The 20,650-nt window shown below is 41.5% G+C and carries 22 protein-coding genes and 3 pseudogenes; 3 read left to right on the top strand and 22 right to left on the bottom strand.

The genetic code is table 11. The annotated features are described in order from the left end of the window. Positions 1 to 16 precede the first annotated feature (16 nt). The gene (locus RSK81_RS05175; RefSeq protein WP_004187172.1) at positions 17 to 1,018 is read left to right on the top strand and encodes a LacI family DNA-binding transcriptional regulator; all 1,002 of its coding nucleotides are present in this window, start codon (positions 17 to 19) and stop codon (positions 1,016 to 1,018) included. A 16-nt stretch (positions 1,019 to 1,034) separates the two neighbouring features. Next, positions 1,035 to 1,970, top strand: a complete 936-nt coding sequence (birA, locus tag RSK81_RS05170) for a bifunctional biotin--[acetyl-CoA-carboxylase] ligase/biotin operon repressor BirA (protein ID WP_004187176.1) — start codon at positions 1,035 to 1,037, stop codon at positions 1,968 to 1,970. 52 nt (positions 1,971 to 2,022) lie between these two features. Here birA and RSK81_RS05165 read toward each other — a convergent pair whose 3' ends face one another. The 11 genes and pseudogenes from RSK81_RS05165 to RSK81_RS05115 form a co-directional block, all read right to left on the bottom strand. Next, positions 2,023 to 2,214: a DUF3272 domain-containing protein gene (locus RSK81_RS05165; protein ID WP_002895701.1), complete on the bottom strand. Its 192-nt coding sequence runs from the start codon at positions 2,212 to 2,214 to the stop codon at positions 2,023 to 2,025. A 37-nt stretch (positions 2,215 to 2,251) separates the two neighbouring features. Then, positions 2,252 to 3,922, bottom strand: coding sequence for a DNA polymerase III subunit gamma/tau (gene dnaX / locus RSK81_RS05160; RefSeq protein WP_315687647.1), 1,671 nt, complete (start codon positions 3,920 to 3,922; stop codon positions 2,252 to 2,254). After that, positions 3,922 to 4,419: a GAF domain-containing protein gene (locus tag RSK81_RS05155; protein ID WP_315687645.1), complete on the bottom strand. Its 498-nt coding sequence runs from the start codon at positions 4,417 to 4,419 to the stop codon at positions 3,922 to 3,924. The genes dnaX and RSK81_RS05155 overlap by 1 nt, the downstream gene beginning before the upstream one ends. A 139-nt stretch (positions 4,420 to 4,558) precedes the next feature. Continuing rightward, positions 4,559 to 5,659, bottom strand: coding sequence for an alpha/beta hydrolase (locus RSK81_RS05150; protein ID WP_315687644.1), 1,101 nt, complete (start codon positions 5,657 to 5,659; stop codon positions 4,559 to 4,561). 10 nt (positions 5,660 to 5,669) lie between these two features. Next, complete coding sequence (locus RSK81_RS05145) at positions 5,670 to 6,080, bottom strand: helix-turn-helix domain-containing protein (protein WP_002897720.1); 411 nt, start codon at positions 6,078 to 6,080, stop codon at positions 5,670 to 5,672. 114 nt (positions 6,081 to 6,194) lie between these two features. Continuing rightward, positions 6,195 to 6,284 (bottom strand): annotated as a pseudogene (locus tag RSK81_RS05140) (peptidase S51); the annotation flags it as partial. After that, positions 6,267 to 6,383 (bottom strand): annotated as a pseudogene (locus tag RSK81_RS05135) (GAF domain-containing protein); the annotation flags it as partial. The pseudogenes RSK81_RS05140 and RSK81_RS05135, both read right to left, overlap by 18 nt. Positions 6,384 to 6,412: 29 nt before the next feature. Beyond that, on the bottom strand, positions 6,413 to 7,246 hold the full coding sequence (locus RSK81_RS05130; RefSeq protein ID WP_268690076.1) for an alpha/beta fold hydrolase: 834 nt from the start codon (positions 7,244 to 7,246) through the stop codon (positions 6,413 to 6,415). A 104-nt stretch (positions 7,247 to 7,350) separates the two neighbouring features. Beyond that, a complete protein-coding gene (locus RSK81_RS05125; RefSeq protein WP_315687642.1) occupies positions 7,351 to 7,971 on the bottom strand; it encodes a Type 1 glutamine amidotransferase-like domain-containing protein in 621 nt (206 codons plus the stop codon). An 11-nt stretch (positions 7,972 to 7,982) separates the two neighbouring features. Then, positions 7,983 to 8,597 carry a class I SAM-dependent methyltransferase gene (locus RSK81_RS05120; RefSeq protein WP_315687640.1) on the bottom strand — a complete coding sequence of 205 codons (615 nt, stop codon included), beginning with the start codon at positions 8,595 to 8,597 and terminating at the stop codon, positions 7,983 to 7,985. Continuing rightward, positions 8,594 to 9,175 carry a GrpB family protein gene (locus tag RSK81_RS05115; RefSeq protein ID WP_223312794.1) on the bottom strand — a complete coding sequence of 194 codons (582 nt, stop codon included), beginning with the start codon at positions 9,173 to 9,175 and terminating at the stop codon, positions 8,594 to 8,596. The genes RSK81_RS05120 and RSK81_RS05115 overlap by 4 nt, the downstream gene beginning before the upstream one ends. 193 nt (positions 9,176 to 9,368) lie before the next feature. Between RSK81_RS05115 and RSK81_RS05110 the strand changes: the two genes are divergently transcribed. After that, a complete protein-coding gene (locus RSK81_RS05110; RefSeq protein WP_315687639.1) occupies positions 9,369 to 10,130 on the top strand; it encodes a DNA/RNA non-specific endonuclease in 762 nt (253 codons plus the stop codon). A gap of 59 nt (positions 10,131 to 10,189) precedes the next feature. Here the strand turns inward: RSK81_RS05110 and RSK81_RS05105 are convergent, their stop codons facing one another. From RSK81_RS05105 to leuC, 11 genes and pseudogenes are all read right to left on the bottom strand, one after another. Continuing rightward, positions 10,190 to 10,927 (bottom strand): DUF3307 domain-containing protein, encoded by a 738-nt coding sequence (locus RSK81_RS05105; RefSeq protein ID WP_315687638.1) that lies wholly within the window; start codon positions 10,925 to 10,927, stop codon positions 10,190 to 10,192. Continuing rightward, positions 10,924 to 11,589, bottom strand: coding sequence for a SatD family protein (locus RSK81_RS05100; protein ID WP_315687637.1), 666 nt, complete (start codon positions 11,587 to 11,589; stop codon positions 10,924 to 10,926). The genes RSK81_RS05105 and RSK81_RS05100 overlap by 4 nt, the downstream gene beginning before the upstream one ends. 91 nt (positions 11,590 to 11,680) lie before the next feature. After that, positions 11,681 to 11,998, bottom strand: coding sequence for a TfoX/Sxy family protein (locus RSK81_RS05095; RefSeq protein WP_315687635.1), 318 nt, complete (start codon positions 11,996 to 11,998; stop codon positions 11,681 to 11,683). Between the two features lie 150 nt (positions 11,999 to 12,148). Next, positions 12,149 to 13,669 (bottom strand): ABC transporter permease/substrate-binding protein, encoded by a 1,521-nt coding sequence (locus RSK81_RS05090; RefSeq protein WP_315687634.1) that lies wholly within the window; start codon positions 13,667 to 13,669, stop codon positions 12,149 to 12,151. After that, the gene (locus RSK81_RS05085) at positions 13,662 to 14,390 is read right to left on the bottom strand and encodes an ABC transporter ATP-binding protein (protein ID WP_125341310.1); all 729 of its coding nucleotides are present in this window, start codon (positions 14,388 to 14,390) and stop codon (positions 13,662 to 13,664) included. The genes RSK81_RS05090 and RSK81_RS05085 overlap by 8 nt, the downstream gene beginning before the upstream one ends. Positions 14,391 to 14,404: 14 nt before the next feature. Next, a pseudogene (locus RSK81_RS05080) lies at positions 14,405 to 14,488 on the bottom strand (polyketide cyclase); the annotation flags it as partial. A gap of 111 nt (positions 14,489 to 14,599) precedes the next feature. Then, the gene (locus RSK81_RS05075) at positions 14,600 to 15,904 is read right to left on the bottom strand and encodes a 5-methylcytosine restriction system specificity protein McrC (RefSeq protein ID WP_315687633.1); all 1,305 of its coding nucleotides are present in this window, start codon (positions 15,902 to 15,904) and stop codon (positions 14,600 to 14,602) included. Next, positions 15,867 to 17,540 carry an AAA family ATPase gene (locus RSK81_RS05070; protein ID WP_315687632.1) on the bottom strand — a complete coding sequence of 558 codons (1,674 nt, stop codon included), beginning with the start codon at positions 17,538 to 17,540 and terminating at the stop codon, positions 15,867 to 15,869. The genes RSK81_RS05075 and RSK81_RS05070 overlap by 38 nt, the downstream gene beginning before the upstream one ends. Positions 17,541 to 17,788: 248 nt before the next feature. Continuing rightward, complete coding sequence (locus RSK81_RS05065; RefSeq protein ID WP_315687630.1) at positions 17,789 to 18,568, bottom strand: L-threonylcarbamoyladenylate synthase; 780 nt, start codon at positions 18,566 to 18,568, stop codon at positions 17,789 to 17,791. A 99-nt stretch (positions 18,569 to 18,667) separates the two neighbouring features. Continuing rightward, positions 18,668 to 19,258, bottom strand: coding sequence for a 3-isopropylmalate dehydratase small subunit (leuD, locus tag RSK81_RS05060; protein WP_315687628.1), 591 nt, complete (start codon positions 19,256 to 19,258; stop codon positions 18,668 to 18,670). 9 nt (positions 19,259 to 19,267) lie between these two features. Then, on the bottom strand, positions 19,268 to 20,650 hold the full coding sequence (gene leuC, locus RSK81_RS05055; RefSeq protein WP_315687627.1) for a 3-isopropylmalate dehydratase large subunit: 1,383 nt from the start codon (positions 20,648 to 20,650) through the stop codon (positions 19,268 to 19,270).

Raw genomic sequence — 20,650 nt, 5'->3', positions numbered from 1 at the left:
AAAAGGATCAAATCAAATGGCTACTATCAAAGATATCGCCCAGACTGCTGGTGTTTCTCCCGCAACTGTTTCGAGGGTTTTGAACTATGACAAGTCCATGTCTGTCAGCGATGAGACGCGTAAGAAGATTTTCGATATCGCTGAACAGCTCAATTACCAAAAAAGCAAAAGGCAGAAAAAGACTTCACCTCAGACCCACCGCATTGCCATCGTTGAATGGTACACTGAGCTGGAAGAGCTGGATGATCTTTACTACTACTCCATCCGCTTAGGCATTGAAAAGAAAGCCCAGGAACTGGGCTATGATATCGTGCGGATTTTCAACAACGACTCTCTGAGCCAGCTAGAGCAGATTGACGGCATCATTGCCATCGGAAAATTCAGCAGCAAGCAAGTCAAGGACCTGGAGCAATACAGTCCTGCCTTGGTTTTCGTGGATAGCGATACGATCGACCAAGGCCACAGCTGTGTAACAACGGACTTTGAGCATGCCGTTACTCATGTTCTCGACCATTTTCTTCAGCAGGGTATTGGAGAAATCGGTATGATTGCTGGACGTGAAGAAACAGCAGATGGAACGACAAGTCTTGACGATCCGCGCTTGGCCTGCTTCTGCCGTTACCTTAGTGACAAAGGTCTTTATCAGCCGACTTATGTCAAGACAGGCAAGTTCTCCTCAGAGTCGGGCTACCAGCTGATGAAAGACATGATTGACGAACAAAAAGAACAGATGCCCAAAGCATTTTTCATAGCCAGCGATGCTCTGGCAGTCGGTGCTCTCCGTGCTCTTCAGGAAGCGAGAATAGCTGTTCCCCAAGATGTCCAGATTATTTCCTTTAATGATACATCCATTGCCAAATACGTCTATCCGCCTCTCAGCACTGTGACAGTCTTTACAGAGGAAATGGGTAAGCAAGCTCTGCAGATGCTGGACCAGATGATTAAAACTGACGAAAGCCCCATCCCCTATATGATCAAGCTCTCTACCAAGCTGACACTAAGAGCAAGCAGCCTTTAAGCTAGAAAGACCGCCTATGAAAACCTACGAAAAAATCTTTGACATCCTCAGCCAGGCTGACGACTATGTCAACGGTGAAAAAATAGCCCAAGAATTGGGCATTTCACGAACTTCCATTTGGAAAGCCATCCAAAAACTGGAAAAAGAAGGCATCCAAATCGAATCCGTCAAGAACCGGGGCTATCGATTGACAGCGGGTGACTTGCTGATTCCTGATTGGATTGAGGAACACTCACCTGTTCAGGTCTCCTTTAATCCTGACTGCCAGTCCACTCAGATGGACGCCAAGGCTGGCATGGAGGCCGGACGCCCGGCCAACACTCTTTATCTGGCCGCTGCCCAATCTGCTGGCCGTGGCCGTTTCGGTCGTGCCTTCTTCTGCCCCAGCCAGGGCGGCTTTTACATGTCTCTCCACCTCAAGCCCAACCTCCCCTTCGACCAGCTCCCTTCCTATACTATCTTGACTGCAGGAGCTATCTACAAGGCAGTGAAAAATCTAACCCTCATGGAAGTTGATATCAAGTGGGTCAATGACATTTACTATCGAAACAAGAAAATTTCCGGCATCCTGACCGAGGCTACAACTTCTATTGAGACAGGGCTCGTCACTGATGTTATCATTGGTGTTGGCTTTAATTTTTTCATTAAAGACTTTCCAGCTGAGATTAAAGAAAAGGCTGGCTCCCTCTTTGAAGAGAAACCAGCCATTAGTCGCAATGAGCTCATTGCCGAGATTTGGAAATGCTTCTACGAAAGTGCCCCAGAAGAGCTCATCTACCTCTACAAGGAGCGCTCCTTGGTGCTAGGACGGCAAGTAAGCTTCAGCCAAAAAGGCGCAGACTACCAAGGTTTGGCCAAGGATATCTCAGACAGCGGGCAACTCTTAGTCCAGCTGACAAATGGTCAGGAAATCTGGCTCAACAGCGGCGAAGTCTCGCTAACCAATTGGTAATCAAAAATTTCATTTCAAAAGGACTGAGTCTCATAGCTCAGTCCTGTTTTCATTATTTCGGTCCTAAATGTTTATCGATTTCATCCACAATCCGCCCCATGACATAGGAAATCTGCAGATTACGCAGCACTAAAACTGCCCAGAAAGCAGCCATGAAATAGCGCCCCGCCATGATAGATTCATTGAAAAAATAGGTTTCTAAGGCCGTAAAAACAGCCATTACAATAAATTGTCGTCTGTTCATAGTTTTATTATAACACGAAAGCCTAGAAAAATCTTTTTTAATCCTCTTGAATGGTAATTTTTTCTGCTAAAAAGTCAAATCCCTCTGGAATCAGGCTTTCCTCTTCCTTCTCTTCAGCCTCTGTCTTGCCATTGCGGCTGCGAGCTGAAAAGTCCGCCCGAATCTTGGTCCACTCTTCCAAGGAAATAGCCAAAATCTCTGGTGAAAAGCCTGCTGCATTGCTGAGGATATTGCCAAACATGGTATTGAGATTGTCCCGCTTCATGGTCTGCTCAGCGTTGAAATTAGACTCAAAAGCTAAGATAGCATGACTTTCATTGGCCGCTACCGGCTGCGATCCTGCCAGCAAGGCCTTATCAGCTCCAGCCAGACTTTCGATAATCTCACCCCAAGCATTCTGCAGCTTAGTCAGATTGCTGCGAGCCAGACTAGGATTCTCAACAGCCTCTTCTAAGATGGCATTGACCTTATTGCGGTCTGCTCGGTAGCCCTTAGACTTCTGCGGTCGAATATCCGAAGTTTTGACAGCCGCTACAGGTTTCCCATTGCCATTAGCCAGCTGCTGTTTAAGACTATCTATCTCTTGTCTCAGACCCTTGAGCTCATCAGCTAGATTATCTGGAATGACTGCCGCTGCAGGATGACTGACAGTATCTGCCAGTCGAATGGTCATCATTTCTGTATAAATCTTGGGCTGCAGGCTGTTCTTGATATCTGCCAAACTCTTGGTCGCCATATCGATCATGGCAAAGAGAGTGTCCTGCGGTGTCTTGAGATTTTCCAGAAAGAGCTCACTGGCATGATGATTTTCTCCGCCAGTTTTGACAATGATCAAGTCACGCAGATATTGCAGGAGGTCCGTCACAAAACGGGCCATGTTTTTACCGCTATCAAAAATCAGATTGAGATTATCCAAGGCTGCTACTGCATCATGAGCAATCAAGGCTGCTACATAGGCATCCAAGGCTCCTAAGCTGATAGAGCCAGTGATTTCTTCGGCAATATCTGTTGTCAAACGATTTTCCTGAGTTAAGCTAAGAGCCTGGTCAAGTATAGACAAGGCATCCCGCATACCGCCCTCAGCTCGACGGGCAATAATCTGCACACCTTCTTGCTCAAAATCAATACCTTCCTGCTCCAAAATCCACTCGATATGACCAATAATATCCTGCGTCTTGATAGACTTAAACTCAAAACGCTGGACGCGGGAAAGAATGGTCGCTGGAATCTTATGTAGCTCTGTCGTCGCTAGAATAAAGACCACATTTTCTGTCGGCTCTTCCAAGGTCTTGAGCAAGGCGTTAAATGCCCCAGTTGAGAGCATGTGCACCTCGTCAATGATATAGACCTTGTGCTTAGCGAGACTAGGCGCATAGGTGGACTTGTCCCGAATGTCACGAATCTCATCTACGCCATTATTAGAAGCCGCGTCAATTTCAATAACATCTTCAAGGCTTCCCTCCGTGATAGCCTGACAGATATAGCAGTCATTACAAGGCTCGCCATCCTTTTGATTCGGACAGTTCATAGCCTTGGCAAAAATCTTAGCAACACTGGTCTTCCCTGTTCCACGAGGACCAGAAAAGAGATAAGCATGGCTGATTTTCCCTTGCTCAACAGCCTGCCGCAGAGTAGTAGCCACTACCTGCTGACCCACCAGCTGACCAAAGGTCTGACTGCGGTACTTCCGATATAAAGCTTGATACATTAGGCTTTTTCTCCAAACATTTCAAAAATCCAAGTCGTTTTTTCAAGCAAAATCTGGACGAACTTTTCCAGATATTCCTGATCTATCTTATCATAATCCCCCGTCAAAGCCGAGTCTAAATCCAATACTCCAAGCAGTCGATCGTCTTTTACCATGGGCACCACAATTTCGCTCTTAGCCCGGCTATCACAGGAGATATAGTTGGCATGCTGGGTCACATCATCTACGATAATCGTCTGCTCTTTCTCCGCAGACTCCCCACAGACACCCTTGCCTAGCGTAATATGGACACAGGAAACACCACCCTGAAAGGGCCCCAGAATCAGCTCGCTCCCATCAAAAAGATAGAAACCAGTAAAAACAGAATTAGGCAAGGCTTGATTGAGCAAGGCGCTAGCATTGGACAGATTGGCCAAAGCATTGGTCTCACCCTCCAACAAGGCTTCCAACTGAGCCAATAAAAGTTGATAATTTGAAATTTTTTCTTTTGTGTTCATAGAGTCTATTATATCAAAAAAACAGTCTGATGGCTGTTTTTGAAATAAAAATAAGAAGCACAACTAAAATAGACTTTAAACTTTTCGTCAAGTGAAAATCCCAATAGATCAAGTAAAATAATCTCTCACCTTTAAGATTCTATTTACACCTTTTTTGTAAATCATCAATCGCCCGAATAAAAATCTCAGGTTTTTCAGCATGAATATCATGCCCACTCTTGATATTATCTATTAGATGATTGTTCAACAAAAGTTTGTCTACTCGCTTAGCATCTTTGTCATCCATAGCACTCAAGAGAATCCCATTTTTATCATAGTAATTTTTCTGATTCAAAGGCCGAGCCACATGAAGCAATATAGATGGACATTGAACTTTTTTCAAGATTTCTTCCTGTTCAAATCCCTTGAACCAAGAAAAATCATAAAATGTTGAGCCAAAACGAAGATCGTAATCTCCTGTTCCATCCTGTAAATTAGCTGTTAAGTCATAGATGAGATTCACTTGTAATTCTGGCGGATAGTACCAAATTCTAGGAATCTTTCCTGGATGATTTTTCATATAGTTCAGAGCTGGTTTTTTGACAATTTTATTAAAATTTTCCTCACCAAAAAGTTTTTTTAAATAAGTATGTTCTAAAAAATAGGCAGTATAATTTTTTTTACCGCTTTTTAAGAAATCATACATATCTTTAAATCCTAACCAAGAAAAAGTAGAAAGTGCTCGACTAGGCTCTGTTGAAAAGAACGGTGCATCTTCTATCAATAGTCCTCTAACAGTATCAGGAGCTAGTGCAGCTACCATTGTTGCCAGAATCCCACCTGATGAATGTCCTGAAATGAACACAGGAGCTTTTATAATATTATGAATAAACCAAATGAAATCCTGACTATTTTCTAGTGCTGAATATTTAGCAGGATTTTTACTAGACCCACCATGTCCATAACAATCTACTGCATATACATGATATCGCTTAGACAATTCTCCAAAAACCTTGGCGTAGTCCTCCCAAGATACTTGCTGGCCATGGATCAGGAGTAAAGGGGGACCATTTTTTGGACCTTCGCCATAATTAATAAGAGATCCATCTGGTAAAGTCACTTGCTTTTCTATCATCCCAGCTTGTCGGATATATTCAAGATTAGCCTTATCATAGTGAAGATTACGATAAGCAAACCATCCTGCACTTACCAATATAACAGCTATCAATATCAAAATAACTAACATCATTTTCCTTTTCATTCATTGCCTCCTACTTTTCTGAAAAATACTTAGGAGCTTCTAGAAAAAAATTCGGATCTAATAACGCCAATCCTTGATTTTCATCTCCTAGTAAAAGAAGCTGATCTCCCGCTTTTATTTGAAAAATATTTCGTGCCCGAGGGGGTAAGTGGATTTCACCACGCTCACCCACCGTTACTGTTCCAAAAATATATTTCCCTTTGATACTAGGAGTTGTCAATAAATTGCTCTCTAAATGTACTAGTTCATCCAAACTCACATCAAAAAAATCAGCTAATTGAGAGGAATAAATCACATCTGGAACGCTTTCTCCTGCTTCCCATTTTGCTATAGTCTGTCTTGATACACCTATTTCCTCGGCCAGTTTTTCCTGAGAAATATTCTCTCTTTTTCTTAAAATAGCAATATTTTTAGAAATCATTTTTTAATCTCCTTTTTATGATTACACTGTTAGTATAGCAAAAAAGCTGGTTGCTTCAACCAAGCTTTTCTTACTTTTTATAGACCTTTTGTTAAAATTCGTGGCAAAAATATTTTATTCCACCTCCAAAACCTTCACTTCTTCACCCTCCACAAGCACAGCTTGGTGATTATTGAGGGAAAGCAGATTTAGCTGGGCGCTAGCATTGGAAAGATTGGCTAAAGCATTGGTCTCACCCTCCAACAAGGCTTCCAACTGTGCTAATAAAAGTTGATAATTTGAAATTTTTTCTTTTATGTTCATAGAGTCTATTATATCAAAAAGCAGGTCTTTCAACCAAGCTTTTCTTTAATTTTGTTATTCAAAAATTCATCAATCAGTCTATTTACAGTATCGGGTTGGTCGGTATTAGAATTATGCCCCGCCTTATCAATCCATTGAACAGACTTCCCAGTATTTCTTTCATAGGCCTTCAAATATCGTATACAAGACCCTGCACGATCTTCTTTTCCACATATAACCAATTGTGGACATTTCACTTCATAAGGAAGCTTTTTCTCTACTGCTTCTGAAAAAATCTTATATCCGTATCCTGTAAGACAAGCATATCTTTCTTGATTTCCGTCATAAACCATCATCATATCATACATCAGTTTTCTTCCATAGTCTGTTGTTGATACGCTTTTAGGGCCTGATTTCAAAATAAATTTCCATGGATAGATTCTATAAATTGCCTCCATATTTTTTAAGAGCCACAATTCCATAGCTGTATAATACTTCCTTTGCAGGGAAGGTGAATCAATCGTAACAAGGCCTTTTAATTTCTCAGGAAAAAGTTGAGCATAAACCTGTCCTACATATCCTCCCATTGACTGACCAATTAGTATTGGATTCTCTATTCTCTCTTTGACAAATATTCTATCTAGCCATTTCGCCATATCAAACAAGCTAAAATTGAGCTTAAAAGGATAAGATGAAGCGTGTCCAGGTGCATCCCAAACCAAGACTCTATATGTATCTTTAAAATATTCTATTTGTTTTTCAAATAACCTATGGTCAGCAGTTAGCCCAGGTAAAAAGATAAGAGCAGTTTGGGATGATTCAACAGCATCATTCATCCAATAATGAATTATTCCACTTGGTGTTTCATATATTTTTTCAATCAAAGTTCAACACTCACATTCTAATTTGTTTAATCTAGTTTATCGTAATTACACTCATTCCTCTTATTTGAGTTTCTCAAGTAGGTCCACTAGAAAATATATTCAGCTTACTTATCCTCCAAAACCTTCACTTCTTCACCCTCCACAAGCACAGCTTGGCGATTATTGAGGGAAAGCAGATTCAGCTGGTCGCTGTATGTATCCAGAGTGTCCTGGGCACTTTCGACAAAGGGTTCTTCGCCAAGATGAGGCAGGACATAAAAATCCACCTCGTTTAGTCCCTCTGTATTGCTCAGTTCTTCTGCAACGGACTTATCATCCATAAGCTTGTTATAGTCAATGTCCTTAGCTGTGATGATAGCACCAGCAGATTCGCCCACATAAACCATGCCATCCGCAATCTGCTCTTTTATCAAGGATAGAAGCTGCTTTTTCTTTAGCTCTTGCAGAAGATAAAAAGTATTGCCGCCAGAGACATAGAGGAGTTTGCTTTGGAAAATTTTGGCCTGAGCCGTTTCTATATCACAAGCTGAAATATCTAAAATTTCTACCTGAAATCCCAAATCTGCAAAGGTCTGCAGGGCTTCGTCAATATAACCTCTGTACTCTTCTACATTTCCAGCCGTCGGGATAAAAAGCACATGTTTGCCCAATTGCTTTTTAGATGCATATTGTTTAAATAAGTTCTTAACTCCCGCAAAATATGAACATAAAAATAATTGTTTCATAGGATACCTCCTTATTTTTTAACAATCTTATAAAGAATCCATTGATCCTTTCTTTGACTATCGATGAGATGCAGGTCCAAATCTGTCAAATAGTTTTCCAGTTTTTCTTGCTTTGTAAAGTCTGGTTGGTAATAAGCTAATTTGCTCCATTCACATGCCAGTAAGATGATTCCATCTGGCTTAAGTATCCGCTTAAGTTCTAGGAACGCTTGAGTTAAATCTGACCAATGAAAATGAGTCTGAAAGGCTGTAATCAAATCAAATTCCTCAACAGGAAGATTTGTATTCTCAACATTTTTCACCTCAAAAGATAGGCCAGGCTCAGCCAATTTTTCAGCTGCTCTGATGGCAGTAGAAGAAATATCAATCCCCAGAACTCGACTATTAGGAAAATGTTTTTTCAAATATTTCGAGGATGCTCCATTTCCAACTCCAACATCCAAAATGGCATGAAATCGTTTCTTATGATTCAGCTGACTGACCGCCCAAACAACCATGGGCATATAAACACGATTCCACAATTTCATCATCCATAAGCCGACAAAACCTGATGGTTTCTTAGATTGGTAAATTAAGTAAGGAAAAGCCAGAATAATCATAAGGCCAATCATTGCTATATAAATCATCTGTCTTCCCTCTCATATCTTCTGCCATAAAGCTTTTTAGCTTTCTCTGTATAGTTCTTGATAAAATCCGTTTTCGCCTCTGTATAGGCATCACGGTTGTGCTCATATTGCTTCCACAAGGATAGCTTGAGCTTTTCATAGTCTTTAGCTACAGCAGGGTGCTCCTGTAAATAGTCTCTAAAGTAAAGTTCATCATGATCACCCTCATAGCGCAGATGCAGATGGAAAACCCGCTCCGCAAAACCACTCGGTGTGTAGCCTTTATTGAATGACATCTGCCCTTGGCTTTCTGACATAAGCAGATAGCCATTTTTCAGAAACAAGTCTCTCATCACTGCCATATCTGTTTCTTTGGGAATTTCCAGCAAGATATCCACTATAGGCTTGGCCCAGATGGTCTCAAGGGATGTAGAGCCAATATGACTAATCCGAACCAGCTGATTTGCAGGCAAAAAAATCAAAAGCCGAAGCCGTTCCTCATCATACCATTCTTTCCACTCATCCTGATGCTCTCTCAGAAAAATCGGAAAAAGCTGCCACAGCTCCTCTAGTGACATTTTCTCTAAAGATGGACTCATAAGCACCTCCTTAGGTAATATATACAAGCGTTTTCTCTAGTTATAATTATAGAAAAAATACACATCCTAGTCAAACCTTGCACTTATTGAACAGATATTTATTTTTGTAATATTTTTGAAAAGTTTTAGTTGTCAAACAATCTATTTTTTAGTAGAATGATGTCGGAGATATATTATTTAAAAGGAGTTCTTTATGAAAAAGTTTAGGTTTGGCACTTGGCTTGTCCTGTCAGCCGGCTCTTTGTTGTTACTTTCACAGGCTCTTTCTGCAGAGAATGTCGCTGCTAATCAGAAGAACCAGATCAAGGTCCAGCTGCTTAACCATAGCGATGAAACAGCTATCGGCACTCTGGAGTTGAATGGGGAGTATCAGCTAAAGCTTGGGAAAAAGGACAAATACGGTCGGGCTACTGCTGCTCATGTTCAAATGCAGGAGCAACACAAAGCCAAAAAGAAAAAGGAGACCAAGGTCACTTACAATCCCATCGGTTGGCACAATTACAAATTCTACTACGGAAATGGAGATGATCGGGCTTGGCTCATGAATCGCGCTCATCTGATTGGCTTCACTTTCAGCGGCCTCAATAACGAAGGGAAAAACCTCGTTCCAATGACCGCTTGGCTCAACTCTGGTAGTTTCCAAGGACTGGACGACAATAACCCAGATAGCATGCTCTATTATGAACATCGCTTGGAGCGCTGGTTAGAGGAAAATCCAGATTATTGGCTGGATTACAAGGTTACTCCGATTTACACGGACAATGAGCTTCTTCCTCGCAAGATTGAGCTCCAGTATGTCGGGCTTGACGCAGAAGGCAATGTTGTCAGCATCCAGCTAGGGGGCAAGGAAAATATAGATGAAGACGGAATGTCTCATGTCCTCTTGGACAATGTTTCTCCAAATGCAGAGATTGACTACCAGACAGGCACTGCTGTCAATACCATGATTGAGTAGAGTTATAGATCAGAACATACAAACAGACCATCGCTATGATGATCTGTTTTTTTATTTTTTTACCAATACAGACAGCCATAAACCAACAAGACTGCAATCATACTGAAAAGCGAGCCAATTAGGTAGTATTCAGCAAAGGACTGGCTTTCTGAAATCTTATTATAGCGGGCGATAGACTTAGCTGTAAAAACTAGCCCAATCGCAGTAAACTGCCCGAAAATAAGGGAAAGTCCCATAATCAAGCGCTCCAAAATCCCAATCATGGCACCAGCCCCCGCAATAGTCTCTCCGCTATCTTCCCCCGCCTGATACTTGCTGAAGAAGAGTTTAAAAAGGATATTGACCGGCTTACCAGTCAGGGCGAAGAAAAAGAGAGCCTGCAGCATGAGGTAGCGGTCAGACAGCCAATTAGGAACTGGAATTTGCTGCTGCCCTAAGAGAAAATAAAGAGCAAAAATACTAATCAGATGCAAGACCTGATCCAGTATAAAGGCAAGCTTTTGAGCATGATGCCGGACAATCGATGAATTCAGCCTATACTTCAAGAAGTCAATAAGTACATGACTGAGCCAGACCAAGCCGAAATATAGCAGATACTTAGGTAGGACTAGCCCCAAGAGCAATAAGGGCAGCAGAACAATTCCCAAGTGGAGAATCAAAAAATTCAACCGCTGGCTTTTAAGGTCGGCCAATTTCTGACTTTGAAGCTGAAAATCAGCTAGTACATGAGCCAGCAAAGTCAACACAAGAATCGGATTCTGCATGAAAAATTCTGAAAATCCCATAAAATTTGTCATTGTTCAGCCTCCTCTGCTGCCTGTAGAATCATTTTCATAGCTAAACGGCGATTTCTCAGATAAATCTTCAGTCCAGAAGACTTGAGCCGCTTACTAAGCGCACTGGGACTAATCTGCAACAGCTCTGCTATTTCTCCATGAGAAAAATTCTCGTCATAGATATATTCCATTAGTATTCGCTCCAGAACTTCTCTCTGACTGTTATTCCACTTGCTCTGAATAAATGAAGTAGCTGCCAGCACCGTATTGACCGCCTGACTGAGCTCTTCATCTCCCAAGGATACAGCTATACGGCTGCTGCCGTAATCATTCTTCTCATGAATAACATCAATGGCCGCGCGTGCCCTCCAGTAGGCCGGACCGTCCGCACCAATACTCTGCTCCCGATTGATATCCGTCACAATCTCCCCCAGACCAAGTCCAAAGCGAATCGGATGAGGAAAGCCCAAGGCAATCTGATCAAGGAGCTGCATGATCTCTGGATTAGGCCGTAGCAAAGCTTGGAACTCATCTCCAGTCGTTACCGTGAAAGGTGACACCAGACAATCCCGATAATCCTGATTTAGCACCGCCATCATGTCCTGCAGGTCCTTCTGCGCCTGCTTACGATTTTTCAGCTGTTTGGATTCTATTAAATCTCCAATAAGAGCAATATAAAGCATACCAAACCTCCTTTAAGTCCATTATAAAGGAAAATTTTAAAAATGTCTATTTAAACGGCAACTTTTTAGAATATCCATTGAAAAGGAAAGGCTATTTTTTCTTTTTTGGTGCTGGTAAGGTAGGATAGGCAGCGTCAATCAAACTGCAGAGAAAGGAAGCGTCTTCTACTTCTTTTATACGAAGCATTGGCTTTGCGCCTGGATAAGGGGACTCATAAACTGGATTTTCCAAAAGATCGATAGCTGGCTGGACTGACTTGAGCAGCAAGCGATTGTCATAAATCCCGCCAAATAAGCGACCTCGATAATAGAGCAGATATTCCCCCATCATCTTGCGAAAGCTAATTTCTTGCCCTAAGCCCTGCAGCTGCTTCAGAATAAAATCCAAATATTCTTGACTAGATGCCATCGGAATACCTCCATGAATTGATACTTTATTATACCAAAAATGGATGAAGATTTCCTGACTAAGAGATAAACTCATCTCCTTCAATCCATAGTCTGTCTATCCTCAAGTAAGTAAAAAAGCTAGACCTTACAAGTCTAACTTTTTTACTTCTTATTTTTTTAGAAGTCCTTCCTTGACCAGATAGTCACGCGCAACAGCTTCCGCTTTTTTGCCTTCAATGCCAACTTGATAATTCATCTGGCTCATCTGGCTTTCCGTAATTTTACCAGCCAGCTTATTGAGAACACCTTCCAAGTCAGGGTGTTTTTCTAAAAATTCAGCCTTCAGGAGAGGTGCCCCTTGATAAGGCGGGAAAAGGTGTTTATCGTCTTCTAAAACTTGTAAATCATAACGCGCAAGTTCTGCGTCAGTCGAATAGGCATCCATGATTTGAATATCACCCGACTGGATAGCTTGGTAGCGGAGGGCTGGCTCCATAGTTGACACATTGAGGTTCAGTCCATAAACAGATTGAAGTCCCTTGTTTCCATCTTCACGGTCGTTAAATTCCAAGGTAAACCCCGCCTTGAGCTTATCTTGGACTGCTTTAAGATCAGAGATGGTTTTAAGATTGTATTCTTTGGCGACACTCTTAGGTACTGCGATGGCATATGTATTTTGATAAGCCATGTGATTGAGCAAGACTAGATTGTCCTGTTTTTTGATTCCATCACGTGCTGCTTCAAAAACTTCTTCAGCATCATTGCTGACCTTTGGAGCAGGCTGCAAGAGAGTTCCAGTAATCGTACCGGTAAACTCAGGATAGATATCAATATCACCTTTTTTAAGAGCTTGATAAAGGAAGTCGGTTTTACCAAAGTTTGGTTTGACCGTCACAGTCATATCCGTATTTTCCTCGATAAGGAGTTTATACATATTCATGAGAATTTCTGGCTCTGGACCCAATTTCCCAGCTATAACCAGATGATCCTTCTCCTGTTTCGGTAGAAAACTTGGCGTGTAAGAAGCACCTAGTCCGAGGATTAAGACCGCAAAAGCTGTAAATACAGTCCGAAGCTTAGCCTTTTCCATCCATTTAAGGAGACTATTGAAAAGAATTGCCAAAACTGCGGATGAAATTGCTCCAATCAAGATCAGACTGGCATTGCGACGATCAATTCCTAGAAGGATAAAGGAACCTAGTCCACCAGCTCCGACAAGGGCTGCTAGAGTTGCTGTCCCGATAATCATAACCGTTGCCGTCCGAATTCCAGAAACGATGACGGGCATAGCTAGAGGCAGTTCAAACTTCTTGAGTCGCTCCCACTTGGTCATCCCAAAGGCGACTCCGGCTTCTTCTAAACTAGGATCAATCCCATTCAAAGCCGTGACAGTATTTTCTAAAATCGGGAAAATAGCGTAAATCACCAGAGCAGTCAGTGCTGGTAGTGTACCAATCCCCATAAGGGGGATAAAGAGTCCCAGCAAGGCCATTGAAGGAATGGTTTGAAAGATTCCTGCAATTTGCAGCACCCAATTGGCTGTCTTTTTGTGACTATGAAGATAGATAGCGAGCGGAATGGTCAAGAAGATCGCCACTAATAAGGTCAGAAGAGACAGCTGGAGATGTTGCCCTAAGGCTGCCAACCATTCGCCAAAGCGCTCCTGAAAGGTAGAAAACAAATTAGCCATGTTGAACACCTCCAAATAAATCTGCTACGAAGTTAGTCGCAGGTGAAGATAAGATTTCCTCAGGTGTCGCCACTTGACGAATTTCTCCGTCCTGCAAAACAGCAATCCGATTCCCCAACTTTAAAGCCTCGTCCGTATCATGGGTTACAAAGATTGTTGTCATCCCAAACTGGTCATGGATACTCTTGGTCAAGCTCTGCAATTGCTTACGCGAGATGGCATCAAGAGCTGAAAAAGGTTCATCCATCAGCAGGATTTTGGGTTGGGCGATAATGGCACGGACAATGCCCACCCGCTGCTGCTCACCACCAGACAGCTCACTCGGCATACGCTGAGCATAGTCTTCAGCAGGCAAGCCCACTAGCTCCAACAATTCATCAGTCTTCTGCTGAATATCTGCCTTGCTCCATCCTTTCATTTCAGGAATAAGAGCAATATTTTCTGCCACTGTTAGGTTTGGAAAGAGGGCAATTGCTTGTAAGACATAGCCTGTAGAAAGACGCAACTCACGCTCATCATAGTCCTTAATCCGTTTATCATCCATATAGATGTTTCCATCTGTTGGCTCTAAAAGACGGTTGATCATCTTGAGCATGGTTGTCTTACCGGACCCAGAAGGACCCACTAAAACCATGAACTCACCATCCTCAATCCGTAAGTTGACATCTCTCAAGACATCCTTTTCTGTGTAGCTTAGCGCTACATTTTTGTATTCAATCATTGTTTGTCCTCACTTTAAAACTTCCCTCTGTTCATCAAGTCTTCTACCTTAGGCATGACTTCTTTATTATCCCAATGCTCCACAATCAATCCATTATCATTCAAAACGAACGGTTCCATTGTAACACTTGTAATTTCAACTATCAAGAATTTTGTTCTATTTTGATACAACTTAAAAATAGGTATAGAAAAAAGCAGGTTCAACCTGCTTTAAAATCTAAAATTTATTGTTTCCGATTGATGTATCTGTTGAACAAAATGGTCATAACTTTCAGCTTCTTGAGGAATAAGAATGGACCACTTTTTCAAGAGTGCCCCGTAACCTGCTAATGTACCTATGTCGTTATCAACAACCTTCTCCACGCTTGGAAAAATAAGACCGGCTGTTTTAGCTTCTAAAATGTATGTATAGGAAATCAGTTGATATAAATCCTCACGATTGATTCCTTTTTCAGTAAATTCTAGCTTTTTATATTTGGCATCTAGTACGATTTTTAAATCTTTATGATAGAAGTCTGGATAAACCTTTCGAACATGACTGCTAAATACAGAAATCCCTTCCGTCTTTTCTTTATTTCGTGGATGGATAAAACCTTCTGGCAATAATGTCTGGACATACTCTTCCCAAAGCCAAGCAACATCAAAGAGAACACCGTGTATTTTTTGCTCTTGAAGTCCTAAACCGTGCTTTTCTCTACTTAGAATCAACAGACAGAGTTCCTGTAATTTTCTATATTCTCGAAAATAGGCATGGCGGACGGGTTTAGTTTGATTTAGTCTGATAATCTTAACACGATCAGCTAGTTTATAAGACGGAGTCACGCGGATAATTTCTGTTACATTTTCACGATTAACATCAAACACTCCACTTCCAATTGTTTTCTGATTCTTAGTATACTCAATGGTGTGTCGAATCAGCTGCATCAATGGATTATCATAAGCAAACTCTCTAGTAGTGTAGGAAATATTTCCTATAAAAGGAACATTTTTCTTAAGATGATTTCCTACATCAATCGCTCCCTTTACATGGCTATCATTATGGAAAAACCTCTGGTATTCCTTATAAAGCCCTTTTCTCAAAGCCACTTGCAGATATTTTGGAAAGAGGTAAACCAATAGTTGATAGAGTTTATCTTCGCTAGATAAACCAACATCCAAATTAGTGAGATTGATATTGAGAACCTTTTGTAAGAGATAATGTAAAAAATAGTCGTTATTAGCATTTGAAAAACGAGAGGAAATCGTTAATCTTTCCTGACCGTAACCCAGAAAACCAATCACATTTCCTGTCTTAATGTTCTGATTTACAGTTTCAAAAATTTTATGGTCCTTGTCCAAGTCAGAAATATTTTTCAAGTCATTTGGGAAAATGAAAATACTATCCTCTTGAGAAAGGCTTTCTAAAGTTCTATCTAAAAGTACCTGACTAATTTTTGGATAGATTTCAACAAAATCCTCTTTTTTTATAAGTTGCTGATTATCTGTTATCCGTATCGTCATTTCCATCGCTTTCATTGTCACCAGTTATTGACTGATTGGTTCGCTCGTTGCTTGTCTTATCAAATGCTTTTTTCAAAGTTTCCAAAGTTTCAACCTCATCATAAGAACCTCGCAAGTAATCTTCTAGGAGCGGCTTAATATAATCGGACCAGAGCAATTCATAGTCAAAGTCTACTTCCTGCAACTTAAGGAAATAACTTGGTCCAACATGGTAATGACTATTGAGCTCTTCTACTTTTTCTATGGCAGCATTCAAGTTTCTTAGACGCATTTTCGCTTCTTCAGCTCCATCTCCAAGAGGTTCATCAAGCATTCCAAGCTGACTTTCAGCTGTGATTTCTACAAAACGAAAACGACGGCGCATAGCAAAATCAAAGGTATCCACCGAACGGTCAATATCATTCATCGTTCCGATGATGTAGACATTTTCAGGAATATAAAACTTCTCATTAGTTTCATGTAAATTAGCATATTGGGTCGAAACCTCTCCATCCTTACCACGATAGCCCGGATCAATGGAGAAAAAAAGTTCGCCAAAAATCTTAGAAATCTCACCACGATTGATTTCATCGATGATGAATACGAAGTTTTTAATACTTGGTATTTCAGCTGCTTCTTTATAAGTTTTTAATGCAAACCTTTCTTTCAAGACTTTTAGAACTGTTTTTCCGCCACCCTTATAATATCTTTGTTTATCATAATTCTTATTTTTATATAATTCATAAACATAATGTCGAGGCAATGTCCATCCAGATGCTCCACTATCATAATTGACAGATAAATTTTGCCTACTATTAACTGACAAGTAAGATGTCTTTGTTAAATACTCCTTCTCTTCAGTGGTATTTATAAACTCCAAATAAGATTCCCAGGCTTCCTCAAAATTATCCTGACCGCCTGTCTTTTGCGCTAATTTAGCTCTTTCGCAAAATTTCTTAAAAATTCCATCCTTCAAGCCGAAGCTAATCTGCTCATCATCACTTGGAAGCGGCCGCAATCCCTCTACAAAATCTGTATAGTCATAAGAGGGATGGAATTGAACAAAATCAATTTGTTCCTCATTTCCTCCAGTCAACTCCCTTGCAATTTGTCTAGCAAGATAGGTTTTTCCCGTACCAGGAGCACCACGGAGGATGAGGTTTTTGGATTTTTCTAGTTTTTCTATGTAATTATTTATATTTTTATTCATAACAGATGTTTCTTTCTTTTTTTCATACGTGCCATTCAAAATAGATTTATATAAATTAATACGCTCGGTAGATCTATCCCAATTTACAGTCTGCCTAGCTCCTTTTTTATTTTGATATCTCCACTCACCATCTGCTTTTAACCAATCAACTCCAATACAATGTCTAAATTTTTGCTTTCTATCATCATAATAATAAGTTTCTACACATCGCCCAATACCAAAAATTCTATCAAATCCAGAAGTTGCAATAATATAATCATTTACCTTTATATCATGAGCAAATTGCCAGATGAACTGATTTTGTCTAGTTCCTTGATTTAAATCTTCTGGACTCGTATAGTCTAAAAGATTTCCTAGATCTGAACTAAAATCAATGCACGCAATCTTCTCTTTTTTAAAAAGCTCCCATAAGCTTCCACCACTTCCGGCTACTATCATCCAGTAATCTACTTTATTTTCCATAAAAATCCTCCAACTTTTTAACCTAACCTTTAAAATCTTATATTCATTTTCTAATCCTTTGAGTTGCTGCGAAAACAATACAGATAGCGCTCTACATTATGATATAAGAATTAAAAAACCTAATTTTAAAAGGATAATATAGCTTTTCTTTATCATAGCATAATTATAGGAAAAAGAAAAGAATTTATAAACAAAAAGCGCTCAGTGCGGAAGAAGATCTTCTCTCCCACACTGAGCTTCTTTTTATCTTAGTAATATTCACCCTGACGGTAATCCCATGAGTTGAAAGTATCGGACAGGTGCATCATGATTTTGTCGATGTCCAAGCCTTTGCGGATAACCACTGGTGCTGGTGAGATGGAACGTTGGCCACCTTGTTCTGGAATCAGTTTTCCATCCTTGTCCACCATGGAGACCATAACGCCCTGCTCGTAGCGCGTTTCAATGGTCTTGTTTGGCTGGATAGAAGCTACATAGTCATCTGCTTCAATAACTAGGTCAACAGCATTTTCGATGCGCTCGCCAATTCCTTCAACCTTGCCACGGTTTCCTTTACCGGATGGGTTAGCTGAGGATGCATAGACCATCTTGCCTTCTTCCCAAAGCTTAGCTGCCAGCTGCTCGCCCGCCTTACCAAACTTAATAACAAAACAGCTAGTGCCACGAACATCTGTCATCAGCTCTTCCCGACCGTCGCCAAATGCCTTGAGCTTTTCAAATGCTTCTGGCTTCCATGGTAGGATACAGCCCAAGAGGATGTCTTCATCCCAATGCTTTTGATAAAAAGCTTCAATTTCCGGATTCAGCTGAGCTAAAGCACGGAGCTCATCCATACTGCCACAGAGGACAACACCTGGCTTATTACGGTTACGAGCCTTAGCTTCGAACTTACGCTCCAAACCAGCTTTATCGCTGGTCATGATAATGTAACCCACCTTGGTCGGGCAAACGATACAGCCGCCGTCGCCTTTCAAGATGTCATAACCTTCTTTTGAAAGCTGTCCGTTCCATTGAATGTGTTTTGTCATAAGTTTCTTCCTTTTCTATTAAATTAAGATTTATTTTACCATATATTTTTATCGGAGACAAGGTTTTTTCAGAATTTTCTCAATATAGCAAAAATAAGGTTACTGCCAATAAGATGGACGATTTTTTTCATATTCTGCAATCAAATCCTCGTACTGCAGCGTAATGCCGATGTCATCAAGACCGTTGAGGAGCTTGTGCTTCCATTCACCATCAATGTCAAAGGAGAATTCTCCCACCGGAGAAAAAATCTTCTGCTGCTCCAAATCCACCGTCACTTCATCCGTTGGCTTCAGATTAGCCAAGGCTTGCCGCACTTCAAGAGGCTGGACGATAGGCAGCATACCGTTATTAAGCTCGTTATTGTAGTGAATATCCCCGAAAGATCCGGCAATAACTACCTTGAAGCCATAGTCAGCCAAGGCCCAGGCAGCGTGCTCCCGAGAGGAACCCGCTCCGAAATTGTCCCCTGTAATTAGAATAGTCGCCTTGCGGTACTCCGGTCTATTAAAGACGAAATCAGGATCTTCGGTGTACTGATTGTCCAGATAGCGCCATGCGTACATGAGGTACTTGCCAAAGCCTTTTTTATCAATCAACTTGAGAAACTGCTTGGGCAAAATTTGGTCCGTATCGATATTATCGTTCATGAGGGGAACCGTTGTCCCCGTGTAGATTTTAAATTTTTCCATAAAACTTCCTTACTGGACCTCCGGTAGCTGGCGGACGTCTACGAAGTGCCCGGCAATAGCTGCTGCTGCTGCCATAGCTGGACTGCAAAGATGGGTCTTAGCGCCAAATCCCTGACGATCCTCAAAGTTCCGATTGCTGGTTGAGGCACAGTGGACTCCGTCTGGCACCTTGTCTGGATTCATTCCCAGACACATGGAGCAACCCGGATCACGCCACTCAAAGCCTGCATCCATGAAAATTTTATCCAGTCCCATCTTTTCAGCAGCCCGCTTGACCGGACGAGAGCCTGGTACGACGATAGCTGTCAGATTGGGAGCAATGTGCTTACCAGCGACGAACTTAGCTGCCAGCTGCAAATCGCTGAGTCTGGCATTGGTGCAGGAGCCGATAAAGATATAACCTAGGTCAATATCTTCTGCTTTCTTACCCGGTGAGAGGTCCATGTAATTGTAAGCCCGCTCGTCGTTCATATCGCGAATTTCTGGGAAAGCCGCGCCAAACTCTACTCCCATAGAAGGATTGGTTCCCCAAGTCACCATAGGTGCCAACTGGGAAACATCAACCTCAATGACCTTATCATAGACAGCATCAGGATCACTGACTAGAGTCTTCCAATCAGCTACCGCCGCCTCAAAGTCCTTTGGAGCGTCCGGCCGCCCTTTAACGTAATCATAAGTCTTCTGGTCAGGGTTCATAATGCCCATCTTAGAGCCAAACTCAATGGACATATTGCAGATAGTCATGCGCTCTTCCATGGTCAGATACTCAATCGCATCACCAGCATACTCGACCACATGACCGACACCTGCAGCTACACCATATCGAGCAATCAGAGCTAGGATAAAGTCCTTAGAATACACACCTTTCGGTGGCACTCCGGTAAATTTGACCAACATTTTCTTAGGCTTGACCTGCCAAATGGTCTGCGTGGCAAAAACGTGCTCTACCTCCGAAGTACCAATTCCAAAAGCAATAGCTCCAAAAGCTCCGTGAGTAGCCGTATGACTGTCACCGCAGACAATGAATTTGCCCGGCTGAGTCTTGCCCGTTTCTGGTCCAACCATATGGACAATACCTTGCAACTCCGATCCGTGAGCCGCGTGTTCAATGCCAAAATCCTTGACATTCTCAGAAAGTTTATCAATCTGAGCCTTGGAAATCACATCCCGAATATCATAGATATTGACCGTAGGAACATTATGGTCAAAGGTTCCAAAGGTTAAATCCGGCCGTCTAACTTTGCGCCCTGCATCTCGAAGACCTTGAAAAGCCTGAGGGCTGGTTACTTCATGAATATAATGCTGATCCACATACATAAGCTGGGGCTGGCCTTCTTCACCTGTTATCAGATGCCTTTCCCACAGCTTATCAAAAATCGATTTTCCAGCCAT

Origin of the sequence: Streptococcus sp. DTU_2020_1000888_1_SI_GRL_NUU_041A, assembly GCF_032387735.1 — a bacterium.
In the GTDB taxonomy this organism is placed as follows: Bacteria; Bacillota; Bacilli; order Lactobacillales; family Streptococcaceae; genus Streptococcus; species Streptococcus sanguinis.
The sequence above is the reverse complement of the archived record's forward strand: the minus strand, read 5'-3'. Positions and strand labels throughout refer to the sequence as shown.

Bases quoted from the DNA above. Each gene is read 5' to 3' on its own strand.
- RSK81_RS05175 (WP_004187172.1), top strand. From the start codon at position 17: ATGGCTACTATCAAAGATATCGCCCAGACTGCTGGTGTTTCTCCCGCA.
- birA (WP_004187176.1), top strand. From the start codon at position 1,035: ATGAAAACCTACGAAAAAATCTTTGACATCCTCAGCCAGGCTGACGAC.
- RSK81_RS05165 (WP_002895701.1), bottom strand. From the start codon at position 2,214: ATGAACAGACGACAATTTATTGTAATGGCTGTTTTTACGGCCTTAGAA.
- dnaX (WP_315687647.1), bottom strand. From the start codon at position 3,922: ATGTATCAAGCTTTATATCGGAAGTACCGCAGTCAGACCTTTGGTCAG.
- RSK81_RS05155 (WP_315687645.1), bottom strand. From the start codon at position 4,419: ATGAACACAAAAGAAAAAATTTCAAATTATCAACTTTTATTGGCTCAG.
- RSK81_RS05150 (WP_315687644.1), bottom strand. From the start codon at position 5,659: ATGAAAAGGAAAATGATGTTAGTTATTTTGATATTGATAGCTGTTATA.
- RSK81_RS05145 (WP_002897720.1), bottom strand. From the start codon at position 6,080: ATGATTTCTAAAAATATTGCTATTTTAAGAAAAAGAGAGAATATTTCT.
- RSK81_RS05125 (WP_315687642.1), bottom strand. From the start codon at position 7,971: ATGAAACAATTATTTTTATGTTCATATTTTGCGGGAGTTAAGAACTTA.
- RSK81_RS05120 (WP_315687640.1), bottom strand. From the start codon at position 8,597: ATGATTTATATAGCAATGATTGGCCTTATGATTATTCTGGCTTTTCCT.
- RSK81_RS05115 (WP_223312794.1), bottom strand. From the start codon at position 9,175: ATGAGTCCATCTTTAGAGAAAATGTCACTAGAGGAGCTGTGGCAGCTT.
- RSK81_RS05110 (WP_315687639.1), top strand. From the start codon at position 9,369: ATGAAAAAGTTTAGGTTTGGCACTTGGCTTGTCCTGTCAGCCGGCTCT.
- RSK81_RS05105 (WP_315687638.1), bottom strand. From the start codon at position 10,927: ATGACAAATTTTATGGGATTTTCAGAATTTTTCATGCAGAATCCGATT.
- RSK81_RS05100 (WP_315687637.1), bottom strand. From the start codon at position 11,589: ATGCTTTATATTGCTCTTATTGGAGATTTAATAGAATCCAAACAGCTG.
- RSK81_RS05095 (WP_315687635.1), bottom strand. From the start codon at position 11,998: ATGGCATCTAGTCAAGAATATTTGGATTTTATTCTGAAGCAGCTGCAG.
- RSK81_RS05090 (WP_315687634.1), bottom strand. From the start codon at position 13,669: ATGGCTAATTTGTTTTCTACCTTTCAGGAGCGCTTTGGCGAATGGTTG.
- RSK81_RS05085 (WP_125341310.1), bottom strand. From the start codon at position 14,390: ATGATTGAATACAAAAATGTAGCGCTAAGCTACACAGAAAAGGATGTC.
- RSK81_RS05075 (WP_315687633.1), bottom strand. From the start codon at position 15,904: ATGAAAGCGATGGAAATGACGATACGGATAACAGATAATCAGCAACTT.
- RSK81_RS05070 (WP_315687632.1), bottom strand. From the start codon at position 17,540: ATGGAAAATAAAGTAGATTACTGGATGATAGTAGCCGGAAGTGGTGGA.
- RSK81_RS05065 (WP_315687630.1), bottom strand. From the start codon at position 18,568: ATGACAAAACACATTCAATGGAACGGACAGCTTTCAAAAGAAGGTTAT.
- leuD (WP_315687628.1), bottom strand. From the start codon at position 19,258: ATGGAAAAATTTAAAATCTACACGGGGACAACGGTTCCCCTCATGAAC.
- leuC (WP_315687627.1), bottom strand. From the start codon at position 20,650: ATGGCTGGAAAATCGATTTTTGATAAGCTGTGGGAAAGGCATCTGATA.